At 41.5% G+C, this 11929-nt stretch carries 12 protein-coding genes; all 12 read right to left on the bottom strand.

Annotated features, from left to right (window positions below; all coding sequences use genetic code 11):
- Window positions 1-89 precede the first annotated feature (89 nt).
- The 12 genes from recN to accB all read right to left on the bottom strand — a co-directional run bounded on the left by recN (window position 90) and on the right by accB (window position 11735).
- Entirely contained in the window at window positions 90-1814 is a 1725-nt protein-coding gene (gene recN / locus E2R53_RS01940; RefSeq protein WP_133310157.1) for a DNA repair protein RecN, read from the bottom strand.
- A 31-nt stretch (window positions 1815-1845) separates the two neighbouring features.
- Window positions 1846-2295: a transcriptional regulator AhrC/ArgR gene (ahrC, locus tag E2R53_RS01935; RefSeq protein WP_133310156.1), complete on the bottom strand. Its 450-nt coding sequence runs from the start codon at window positions 2293-2295 to the stop codon at window positions 1846-1848.
- Between the two features lie 127 nt (window positions 2296-2422).
- Entirely contained in the window at window positions 2423-3265 is an 843-nt protein-coding gene (locus tag E2R53_RS01930) for a TlyA family RNA methyltransferase (RefSeq protein ID WP_133310155.1), read from the bottom strand.
- Window positions 3266-3268: 3 nt separating this feature from the next.
- Window positions 3269-5161 (bottom strand): 1-deoxy-D-xylulose-5-phosphate synthase, encoded by a 1893-nt coding sequence (gene dxs, locus E2R53_RS01925; protein ID WP_133310154.1) that lies wholly within the window; start codon window positions 5159-5161, stop codon window positions 3269-3271.
- Window positions 5162-5469: 308 nt separating this feature from the next.
- Window positions 5470-6354 carry a polyprenyl synthetase family protein gene (locus tag E2R53_RS01920; RefSeq protein ID WP_133310153.1) on the bottom strand — a complete coding sequence of 295 codons (885 nt, stop codon included), beginning with the start codon at window positions 6352-6354 and terminating at the stop codon, window positions 5470-5472.
- Window positions 6354-6587: an exodeoxyribonuclease VII small subunit gene (locus E2R53_RS01915; RefSeq protein ID WP_133310152.1), complete on the bottom strand. Its 234-nt coding sequence runs from the start codon at window positions 6585-6587 to the stop codon at window positions 6354-6356. The genes E2R53_RS01920 and E2R53_RS01915 overlap by 1 nt, the downstream gene beginning before the upstream one ends.
- Window positions 6580-7932: an exodeoxyribonuclease VII large subunit gene (gene xseA / locus E2R53_RS01910; protein ID WP_133310151.1), complete on the bottom strand. Its 1353-nt coding sequence runs from the start codon at window positions 7930-7932 to the stop codon at window positions 6580-6582. The genes E2R53_RS01915 and xseA overlap by 8 nt, the downstream gene beginning before the upstream one ends.
- A gap of 14 nt (window positions 7933-7946) precedes the next feature.
- The gene (gene folD, locus E2R53_RS01905) at window positions 7947-8822 is read right to left on the bottom strand and encodes a bifunctional methylenetetrahydrofolate dehydrogenase/methenyltetrahydrofolate cyclohydrolase FolD (RefSeq protein ID WP_133310150.1); all 876 of its coding nucleotides are present in this window, start codon (window positions 8820-8822) and stop codon (window positions 7947-7949) included.
- Between the two features lie 32 nt (window positions 8823-8854).
- On the bottom strand, window positions 8855-9247 hold the full coding sequence (gene nusB, locus E2R53_RS01900) for a transcription antitermination factor NusB (RefSeq protein ID WP_070876660.1): 393 nt from the start codon (window positions 9245-9247) through the stop codon (window positions 8855-8857).
- A gap of 201 nt (window positions 9248-9448) precedes the next feature.
- A complete protein-coding gene (locus tag E2R53_RS01895; protein ID WP_070876659.1) occupies window positions 9449-9856 on the bottom strand; it encodes an Asp23/Gls24 family envelope stress response protein in 408 nt (135 codons plus the stop codon).
- 23 nt (window positions 9857-9879) lie between these two features.
- Window positions 9880-11232 carry an acetyl-CoA carboxylase biotin carboxylase subunit gene (gene accC, locus E2R53_RS01890; protein WP_133310149.1) on the bottom strand — a complete coding sequence of 451 codons (1353 nt, stop codon included), beginning with the start codon at window positions 11230-11232 and terminating at the stop codon, window positions 9880-9882.
- A gap of 11 nt (window positions 11233-11243) precedes the next feature.
- Window positions 11244-11735: an acetyl-CoA carboxylase biotin carboxyl carrier protein gene (accB, locus tag E2R53_RS01885; protein ID WP_133310148.1), complete on the bottom strand. Its 492-nt coding sequence runs from the start codon at window positions 11733-11735 to the stop codon at window positions 11244-11246.
- Window positions 11736-11929 lie beyond the last annotated feature (194 nt).

The following is an 11929-nucleotide window of genomic DNA, read 5'->3' as shown; positions in this document are numbered from 1 at the left end:
GCTGGTTTGAATAGTTGGCCATGATAAATCGGCTATATGCTTGATTTGAAGCGAAAAATCAAAAAAAATACTGCCTGGGATGGCAGTATTTATAAGCTCTTGACCGTATCAGCAAGAGCAAGCAGCTCTTTTGCGTGCTGTTTTGTTAAATCGGTTACTTCAACGCCGGCGATCATCCTGCCGACCTCTTTTATTTTTTCTTCCTCCAGAAGCGGTTTTACGCTTGTTTTGGTTCTTCCTTTAACCGTTTCTTTTGATATGAAAAGGTGTGTGTCTGCCATCGCAGCAACTTGTGGAAGATGCGTAATACAAAGGACCTGTGACCCGACAGAAACTTTGTAGATTTTTTCGGCAATTGCCTGTGCAACCCGTCCGCTTACACCTGTGTCCACCTCATCAAAAATAATGGATGTGACACCCTGGTGCTTTGAAAAGATGCTTTTCATGGCAAGCATAATCCTTGAGAGCTCTCCGCCGGAAGCAATTTTAGAGAGCGGTTTTAATGGTTCGCCAGGATTGGTCGATAAGTAAAATTCCGTTTCATCCACGCCATTTTCTCCAAATTTAGCAGGTACACCATCAACCTGAGGCGCATCCTTGCTTCCTTCCCTTACGCCAAAAACAACCTCAAATTTTGTTTTTTCCATATACAATTCTTTCAACTCCCGCTGAATTTGCTTTGTCAGCTCAGCGGCGCTTTTTTTCCGGACGGCTGTCACATTTTTTGCTTCAACGATCAGATCTTTCACCAGGCTGTCCAACTCGTTTTTCAGCTTGAACAAATGACTGTCGCGGTTTTGAATCGTGTCAATTTCTTCTTCAATGGCTGCTGCGTATTCCAGGATTTCTTCTACATCCTGTCCGTATTTTCTCTTAAGATGGGTAATTTCCGCAAGTCTTGTTTCGATTTCATTCAAGCGCTCAGGATCGAATTCCAATTGATCCAGTTCATTTCGAATCTGAAAAGATAAATCCTCAAGCATATAATAGCAGTTTGAAATGGTTTCGGACATTTCTTTCAGCGACTCATTTATTGCTGATACCTCTTCTAATTGACTCATGGAATGGCCAATATAATCGAGGCCTCTTTGCTCGCCGTGCAATGAATTATAACTGTTTTGAAGCGATTCAAATATTTTTTCGAAGTTGGATATTTGGCTTTTTTCTTCCATCAGCCTCTCATCTTCTTTGATTTTTAAATCCGCTTTTTCAATTTCTTCAAGCTGAAACTGAATCAAGTCAAGCCTATGGGCCATTTCCTGTTCATTTTCAGACAGCTGTTTTATTTTTTTCACAAGCTTTGCGTATGTATCGTAAATTTCTCTGTAAGAAGCAAGTGCATGATTTATTTTCCCCGAGCCGAACTGATCGAGAAGCTTCCAGTGGTTTTCCTCGTTCATCAGCTCCTGATTGTCATGCTGTCCATGAATATCAATAATCATTTGTCCGATTTCTCTAAGAATTCCTATGGTGACAAGCTTCCCGTTAATACGGCAGATACTTTTTCCCGAAGATGAAATGTCGCGTCTTAAAACAATCATGCCGTCGCTCGTATCGATTCCAAAATCATTGCATCTGTCTATACAGGGGTGTTTTTCATCATCAAGTAAAAAAAGACCCTCTAATTCAGCACGTTTCTCTCCGTAACGAACAAATTCAGATGAGCCTCTTCCGCCGACAAGCAAATGAACGGCATCAATGATAATCGATTTACCTGCTCCGGTTTCTCCAGTTAAGACGGTCAGCCCTTTCTCAAAGGAAACCGTCAATGATTCAATAATTGCAAAGTTTTTTATTGAAAGTTCCGCTAACACAGCGCCGGATCCCCCCTTAAATATTTCGTTATTACAGCATATCCAGAAAACGTTTCGAAATAATTGAAGTATCCTCAGGCGTACGGCAAATGATGAGAATCGTATCATCTCCGCATATAGTACCCAGAATTTCATTCCAATCTAAATTATCAATTAATGCACCAATGGCATTAGCATTGCCAGGCAGCGTTTTCATGACGATGTTATGCCCTGCTGAATCAATTTTCACGAAGGCATCCATTAAAGCCCGCTTCAGCTTTTGCAGCGGATTAAAACGCTGATCGGCAGGAAGGCTGTATTTGTACCTGCCGTCAAGCATAGGCACTTTCACTAAATGAAGCTCTTTAATATCTCTTGAAACAGTGGCCTGTGTCACGTTGAAGGCAGCTTCCTTAAGCATGTCCACTAACTCATCCTGAGTTTCAACTTCATTATGAGTAATCAGCTCGCGGATTTTTATGTGTCTTTGACCTTTATTCATTAGGCACCCCTTGTTAACTGTATGTTTATACTGAATATGTTATATGATATTTTAATAAAAGTACACGTTTTTGTCGAAGTGTATGTTCTTATTTTAATCAAAACAAACAGGAATAATAGCTGCTCTATTATTCCTGTTCCGATTTTTTGCTTTTTAGTTCATTGTGGGCTTTTTCAACCACGCTGTCGATTGTATCAGGGAAGCTCATGTTTCCTGCTTCATCCGTTCCCTTCCAGCGCAGATGGAGCAGAAATTCGATATTGCCGTCTCCTCCTGTTATAGGAGAAAAAGACAAGTTGCAGCAGTCATATCCTTCTTTTAACGCAAAGTCAGTAATATATTCCAATACCATTTTATGCGTTTTAGGCTCTCTGACAATCCCTTTCTTGCCCACGAGCTCCCTGCCTGCTTCAAACTGCGGTTTAACTAGAGCGATGCAGTCACCGCCGGCAACCAGAATCTTTTTAAGTGCCGGAAGAATTAACTTCAGAGAAATAAATGAAACATCTATCGAAGCAATTTCAGGCAATCCTTCTGAAAAATCGGCTGGCGTGGAATATCTGAAATTCGTCCGTTCCATGACAACAACACGGTCATCCTGACGGAGTTTCCAGGCAAGCTGATTATAGCCCACATCTAGAGCATAGGACAGCTTGGCTCCATTTTGCAGGGCGCAATCTGTAAATCCCCCTGTTGAAGAGCCTATGTCGAGGAGAATTTTATTTTCAACTGAAAGATCAAATTCTTTTAATGCTTTTTCAAGTTTCAAACCTCCGCGGCTTACATATCGCAGCATATTCCCCTTGATCGTAAGATTTAGAGCAGGATCTACTTTTTCGCCAGGTTTTTCAACTCTTTCTTCGTTTGCATAGACGAGCCCTGCCATAATGGCACGCTTCGCTTTTTCTCTCGTTTCAATCAGTCCTCTTTCAACTAGGAGGATATCAATTCTTTCTTTTTTCGAACTCATTCATTAAACCCTTTTCTCTTTCGCTTTTGATATGCTTAAAATCCGTTCCTCTGCGTGGGCAGCCGTTAATCCTATTTCTTCAAGCAGTTTATTTACGCTGCCGTGTTCAATGAAACGGTCAGGAATGCCCATTCGGTCTATAACGGCATCTGAATGGCCTTGCTCATGAGCAAATTCAAGCACCGCACTGCCGAATCCGCCTTGGAGAACAGCCTCTTCAATTGTAAGCACCGGCATTTTTTCAGCAAAGATTTCTGAAAGCATTGCCTCATCTAGAGGTTTGATAAACCTTGCATTTACCACACGTACTGAAATATCTTTTTTCGCAAGACTTTCCGCAGCCTTCATAGCCATTTCAATCGTTGTGCCGAAAGTCAGGATAACTGCATCTGTACCCTCTCTGATTACTTCCCATGTTCCGATTGGGATTTCTTTCAGCACGTCATCCATTTTCACGCCAATTCCATTTCCTCTAGGGTAACGGAGAGCGATTGGCCCATCATTATATTTTAATGCAGTATAGACTAGATGCTGTCCTTCATTTTCATCTTTAGGCATCATGACTACCATGTTCGGCAAATGTCTCAAGAACGCGATATCAAAAACACCCTGATGTGTTTCACCATCAGCACCAACTAATCCTGATCGGTCAATTCCGATGAAAACATTGAGGTTTTGACGGCATATGTCATGAACGACCTGATCGTATGCACGCTGAAGGAATGTTGAATAGATGGCCAAAAACGGTTTCATATCCTGTGTGGCTAGTCCCGCAGCCACTGTAGTTGCATGCTGTTCTGCAATTCCGACATCAAACATCCGGTCAGGAAATTCGCTTGCAAAGCCTTCAAGTTTTGAACCGACAGGCATAGCCGGTGTAATGGCAACGATTCGATTGTCTTCCCGCGCCATTCTTCTGACGGTCTCGCTGACAAGGCTGCTCCACGCAGGACCTGCGGTTTCACCCTTTACAAAATCGCCCGTTTCAATCTTATACGGTCCAGTTCCATGCCATGTTCCAATTTTATCTGTTTCAGCAGGCTGATATCCTTTGCCTTTTTTTGTAATGACATGTAAAAGAACAGGTCCTTTTGTTTTTTTAGCATATTGCAGATTCTCAAAAAGATCATCGTAATTATGACCATCTACAGGTCCGAGATATGTAATTCCAAGCTCCTCAAAAAAGATGCCTGATACCAGCATATATTTTAAGCTGTCTTTTACACGTTCGGCAGTCGCTGCAAGCTTACCGCCGACAGCAGGTATTTTCTTCAGAATATACTCAAGCTCATCTTTAACCCATTGATATTTTCCTGCGGTTCTTAATTTTCCAAGCACATTATGAAGAGCACCTACATTTGGTGCGATAGACATCTCATTATCATTCAAAATGATGATCATATCTTTTTGTTCGTGTCCGATGTGATTAAGCGCTTCGAGAGCCATCCCTCCTGTTAAGGCGCCATCACCGATAATCGGCACGATATGATCTTTAGTCCCCTTTAAATCTCTTGCAATGGCCATTCCCATTGCTGCAGATAAAGAAGTAGAACTGTGTCCTGTTTCCCAAACATCGTGTTCGCTTTCATTGCGTTTAGGAAATCCGCACAAACCCTGATATTGCCTGATTGTATCGAATTCGCATGCCCGTCCAGTCAAAATTTTATGAACATACGATTGATGCCCGACATCCCACAGGAATTTATCATTTGGACTGTCAAATATTTTATGCAAAGCAATTGTCAGCTCAACAACACCAAGATTAGGTCCGATATGTCCGCCGCTGACAGAGAGCTTCTCAATTAAAAATTTGCGGATTTCGGCACTCAATTGCTCTAGTTCATTATTTGATAGCTTCTTAAGGAATGAAGGGTCTTTAATGGATAACAGATCCAAATGGATCACTCACTTTCAGTTCATTTTCTACATGGTTCTTTTAGTGTTTAAAATAGCCGCTAACACAGCTGTGATAACGGCGACATTTGCAGCATTTCATGAAATTCTTTTTTTATCCTGATATCCCGCTCTGTATGGACTTGATATGTATAAAATATGGTGTAAGTATAACATACCGTCATAAAAACCTCAATTTGATGGTGTGCTATAACAGGTTGAAGAGATATTGAGCAGAAGGTGATATCGAATAGAGGTTGTAAAAACCGTATAAAATCAAAAACGTGACATTCAGCTGTCACGTTTTTGGTTTAATGATCTCTTGAAGCAATTAAGTCGCATAATTCTTCAAGCAAGCCTGAATGGATATTAATCTCTGCAAGAATCGCTTTTGCATGGCTAATATGGTCTTCCAGTTTCTGTTTTGCACCCTGTAAAGTAAGAAGTGACGGATAGGTTGTTTTTTGATTCGTTTCATCCGATCCGACAGGTTTTCCAATTTTAAACTGCTGGCCTTCAATATCTAAAATATCATCCTGAATTTGAAAGGCAATTCCGATATGATAAGCGAATTCACGCAGCTGGGCGATTTCCACGCGGGAGGCATCAGCTAAGATTGCTCCAGCGATAATACTGAAAGCAAGTAATTTTGCCGTTTTATGTTCATGAATATACTCCAGCTCTGAGATGGTCAGGTTCTTCGCTTCTCCCTGCATGTCTGCCACCTGACCACCTACCATACCTTCAACGCCTGCAGCTTTTACTAATTCACTGATCAGGGCAAGGCGCTTCTCTGCAGAAATGTCCTCCTGATCAGCAATCAGTCCAAAGCTGTGCGTAAGGAGACCATCTCCCGCAAGAATGGCCAGTGCTTCTCCGAACACTTTATGATTTGTAGGCTTTCCTCTTCTTAAATCATCATCATCCATCGAGGGAAGATCATCATGAATAAGAGAATATGTATGAATCATTTCCACAGCGCAAGCAGCAGGGATTCCGATTTGTTCCTTCTTTCCGAAAGCATGAAGCACGGCTAACACTAAAGCAGGGCGAATTCTTTTGCCGCCCGCGCTAAGCGAATAGATCATTGCCTCTTTAATAGAAGGAGGTGCAGCCAGCCTGCTGATGTATAAAGGCAGCTCTTCCTCAATTTTCTCTTTTCTTGAAGAAAGAAAAATGTCAAGAGACAGCGTCATCACTCTTCCTCCTGCAAATCAAAAGGAGCAAGTTCTCCGTCTTCGCGGAGAATCTGGTCCATTTGCTTTTCAACCGCCTGCAGCTTATCATGGCAAAGTTTTGAAAGCTTCATTCCGTCCTGAAAATAAGCGATTGCTTTCTCAAGAGGCACATCGCCCTCTTCAAGCTTTTCAACTATTTGTTCGAGCTCTTCCATGGCTTGTTCAAACGTAGCTTCTTTTTTCTCACTCATAAGCATTTCGCTCCTCCACTCCTGTAACTTGGCAAATAACCTGCCCGTCCTGCATTTGAATGTGAAGTTCATCACCCGTTTTGACTTGTGAGATGCTTTTCACAAGATCTTCATCCTGATAAGCAATGCTGTATCCCCGCTCCATGATCTTCAGCGGACTGAGCGCGTTCAGGCTTGCGGCCATTGACTGAAATTCCGCCTGTTTTTGACGCAGCAGAACGGACATATCCCTTGTCAATTTCTTGATCAATTGCTGATGCTTCTCTTTTTCACGGTGGATTTGTTCACGGGGATGCAAACGGTATAAACGATTTTTTAATTGATCATATTTGTCCTTCTTCAGCTGAATGGACCTGAGGCTTTCTTTTTGCAGTGCTTCTACTAATTGATCTAGCTGCTGTTCCTTTTGCTGATACAGCTGCTTCGGATATTTAAAGGCATACGACTTTTGATAATAAGCCAATTGCTCTTTTTTTGAAGAAATCTTTTCCTGCATTGCACGCAGCAGACGTGTTTGGCGATTAGAAGTTCTCTCCAAAAGTTCTGCAAAATGCGGCACTGCAAGCTCTGCTGCTCCAGTTGGAGTAGGCGCCCTTAAATCTGCAACAAAATCTGCAATTGTATAATCCGTTTCATGCCCTACAGCTGAGATGACCGGAACGGCGGAATTGAATATTTCCCTAGCAACCATTTCTTCATTAAATGCCCATAATTCTTCGATGGACCCTCCGCCGCGGCCAATAATCAGCACGTCCAGACAGCCCAATGCATTGGCCTGCTTAATCGCTCCAACAACAGACGGGCCAGCATGGATTCCCTGCACAAGTGCAGGGATAATGATGACTTTAGCTGAAGGATAGCGGCGTTTGATTGTAATCAATATATCCCGGATTGCAGCTCCTGTAGGCGAAGTAATGACACCTATTGCCTGAGGATATTTTGGAATCGGCTGTTTATGCTTTTGATCAAACAGCCCTTCTTGTTCGAGCTTCTTTTTAAGTTCCTCATATGCAAGGTACAGGCTTCCGATACCGTCAGGCTGCATTTCTTTCACGTACATTTGATAGCTGCCGCTCGGTTCATAAACAGAAATTTCACAGCGCAGCAGCACTTTCATGCCATTTTCAGGCTTGAATTTAAGCGATGAATTTTGGCCTGCAAACATAACGGCTGCAATTCGTGCTCCTTCATCCTTTAATGTGAAATACATATGGCCTCGGCTGTGCATTTTAACATTTGAAAGCTCACCCTTCACCCAAATATCCTTCAGGTGGGGATCGACATCAAACTTTCGTTTAATATACTTTGTTAAGGCCGTAACTGTCACATGCTTCATTTCACTCATTGCTCAGGACTCCTTTAAAGCTCTTTACTTACCTGCAGTCTTTCAGCGGAATTTCTTGCTGATTTTACTACATTATGAGCAAGCATTGTAATCGTCATCGGACCTACGCCGCCCGGAACAGGAGTGATGTGGCTTGCAATTTGCTTTGCATCTTCAAAAACAACATCGCCGCACAGCTTTCCTGTCTCCAGCCTGTTTACGCCAACATCGATCACAACAGCATTCTCTTTTATGTGCTCGCCTGTAATGAAATTAGCTCTGCCGACAGCTACAACTAAAATATCGGCTTGCTTTGTTACTTCTTTTAAATCCGGCGTTCTTGAATGACAATAAGTAACGGTAGCATGCTCATTCAGAAGCAAGATGCCGACAGGTTTTCCTACGATATTGCTTCGTCCTACTACTACAACATGTTTACCTGCAATTTCAATATTTGCAGATTTTATCAATTCTACAATTCCAGCAGGTGTGCACGGCAAGAATGTATCTTCTCCGATCATCATTTGCCCGATATTAAGAGGATGAAATCCATCTACATCTTTTAAAGGAGAAATCTTTTCAATGACTGCTTTTTCTTGAATATGATCTGGCAATGGAAGCTGAACAAGGATGCCATGGCAGCTTTCATCATGATTATATTTCTCAATCACATCCAGAAGTTCTTTTTCTTCCATTGATTCAGGAAAATGTTCAAGCTTGAACGCCACGCCGATTTCTTCTGACGCTTTTTGTTTTCCTTTAATATAAGAAATAGATGCTGGATGATCGCCTACTAAAATTACGACAAGTCCCGGCACAACACCTTGCTGTTTTAATTCTTTCACTTCCTGTGCAAGCTGTTTGCGTTTTTCCTGAGCTAATTCTTTCCCGCTGATTATTGAAGCTGTCATTGTTTTGTTCCTCCTCCGAGTATTGTGATTGATTATTTATCAATCGTCTGTTTAATGTTTGAGAGGACACCATTAATAAACTTCGGTGATTGATCATCCCCAAAGGTTTTTGCGAGTTCAATTGCTTCATCAAGAGTTACATTGACTGGAATTTCTTCAATATACATCATTTCATATACGGCGAGACGCAGTACAGATCGATCTACATTTGCAAGTCTCTCGAGTTTCCATTTCACTAAATGAGGTTTGATTTGTTCATCAATCTCTGCCATATGCTCAATTGTTCCAAGAACAAGAGCAGTCATAAACTCGTCCAGTTCTTCCCCGTCAAGCGCATGAGACATCGCTTCTTTAGGATCAATATCACTTACATCTATTTGAAAGAGTGCCTGCAGCGCTTTTTCTCTTGCTAATCTTCGTTTCATTTGTTCTTGCTCCTTTATGTACAAAAATGTCGAAATGTCATAAAAAGATAATACCATATTTCATGGACATAAGCACATCGATAAAAACCTTTTCTGTCGAAATGCCGAATAAAAAACTTCACATGCAATTTAATATTCGTACTTAACCAAATGTTCAATCTATTTAAGTGAAAAAAAACCAAAGGAAGATCTCCTCTGGCTTTACATTTCCTGGTCGACTTCAATTTCCTGTGACTTAGTTTCAAATTGAATTCCGACTACATGAATATTAATTTCATTGATTTCAAGTGCTGTCATGTTGTATAAAGCCTGGCGCGTATTATCCTGAATGCGCTGAGCAACCGTAGGAATGGAAACTCCGAACATCATGACACAATATACGTCAATCGTAATTCCGTCTTCTGAAAGATCAACTTTTACACCTTTGCCGTGATTTTTTTTCCCTAAACGCTCAACTACGCCAGATGCAAAGTTGCCGCGCATTTGGGCAACGCCTTCTACTTCAGAAGCTGCAATACCGGCAATAACCTCAATGACCTCAGGGGCAATTTCAACTTTGCCAAGACCATTTTCTTCATGAGTCATTTCAAGTAATTTGTTTTCTTTCAAGAATCAGCACCTCCATATATTTTTCAAGCTTCCATCAATTTATGGATTTCTAAAAATTTCGTATTAAACTCTCCTGATACAAACGTATCATGCTCAAGCAGCTTTTGGTGAAAAGGAATCGTTGTATGAATTCCCTCAATTACAAATTCACCCAGGGCACGCTTCATTCTCGCAATTGCTTCTTCTCGCGTAGCACCGTATGTAATCAGTTTAGCAATCATCGAGTCATAGTATGGCGGAATTGTATAGCCCGGGTACACTGCAGAATCTACTCTAACACCCAGTCCGCCAGGCGGCAAGTACATCTCAATTTTTCCAGGTGACGGCATAAAATTCTTCTCTGGATTCTCTGCGTTGATCCGGCATTCAATGGCCCAGCCATTGAAAACAACATCTTCCTGCTTAACAGACAGCGCAAATCCTGAGGCTACTTTAATCTGTTCTTTAATCAAATCAATGCCTGTTACCATTTCAGTCACGGGGTGCTCCACTTGAATACGTGTATTCATTTCCATGAAATAAAATTTATTTTCAAGATAATCAAAAATAAATTCTACTGTTCCCGCTCCTGTATAGTTCACTGCTTCTGCTGCTTTAACAGCTGCTCTTCCCATCGTCTCGCGCATTTCCGCTGATAATGCCGGAGAAGGTGTTTCTTCAAGTAATTTTTGAAGACGGCGCTGAATGGAACAATCTCTTTCACCCAGGTGAATGACATTGCCCAGGGAGTCAGCCATAACCTGAATTTCTACATGCCTGAAATCCTCAATGTACTTTTCAATATAGACTCCAGGATTTCCAAAAGCAGTTGCTGCTTCCTGCTGTGTAATTTGGATGCCTTTTATCAGCTCTTGTTCTGTTTTAGCGACCCGGATCCCTTTTCCGCCTCCGCCTGCTGTTGCTTTAATTATAACAGGATACCCGATATCATTTGCAAGCGAGACAGCGTCCCCTGATTCTTTAATAATTCCCTGTGAACCCGGAACAATCGGCACTCCCGCTTTTCTCATCGTTTCCCTTGCAACATCCTTTGTTCCCATTTTAGAAATGGCATCAGCGCTAGGTCCCACAAAGATGATGTTGCATTCCTGGCAAAGCTCTGCAAAGTCAGCATTTTCAGCTAAAAAACCGTAGCCCGGATGAATGGCTTCACTGCCGGTTAATTTTGCAACACTAATAATGTTCGTGAAATTCAAATAGCTGTCTTTTGAAGCTGTCGGACCGACACAATACGCTTCATCAGCCAGCTGAACGTGCAAAGAGTCTCTGTCTGCTTCTGAGAAGACTGCAACCGTCTCTATTCCTAGTTCTTTGCACGCCCGAATAACCCGAACCGCAATTTCTCCTCTGTTTGCTATAAGCAATTTCTTAATCATAGTTTCTCTCCTTACTCTGGTCTGACAAGGAATAATGGCTGACCGTATTCAACAAGCTGACCATTTTCAGCTAGAATCTCAACAATTTCCCCTTTAACTTCTGCTTCAATTTCATTAAACAATTTCATGGCTTCAACGATACAAACAACTGAATCAGATGTTACTTTTGATCCTACTTTTACATAGTCGTCTGTGTCCGGAGAAGATGCAGCATAAAACGTTCCAACCATTGGAGACGTGATTTTATGTAAGGATTCCTCCTGAACAGGAGCTTCTTTCTTAGGCTGTTCTTTTACTTCCTGCATTGCTGCCACAGCCTGTGGAGCAGGGCTTTGGCTCTGTTCGACTGCTGCTACTGAAGTAACGCGATTCGCAGCTTGCTCCAATTCATCCAAACGTTTTTTTAATTTAATTTTTGAACCTTCATGTTCATAAGTAAATTCATCAATAGAAGACTGGTCAATGAGTTTGATCAGTTCTCTGATTTCTTGTATCTTCAACATCTGCTGGCACCCCTATTCAAGTTCTTGATGATTCCTTGACCATCTTATTTGTTTTTATAATCTAGTACTAAAACTTAGTCCTATTATACATCTTACGACAGGTCAGGCATTAAATTCAATATTAATTCTTTCCTGAGGAGGAGGATCTTAATATGTAAGACTACTTTAAATTATAAGGGAAATCAAAAAAATAT

Source organism: Peribacillus frigoritolerans (genome assembly GCF_004358755.1).
Lineage (GTDB): Bacteria > Bacillota > Bacilli > Bacillales > Bacillaceae > Bacillus_P.
This window is presented reverse-complemented; position numbering and strand designations above follow the sequence as displayed.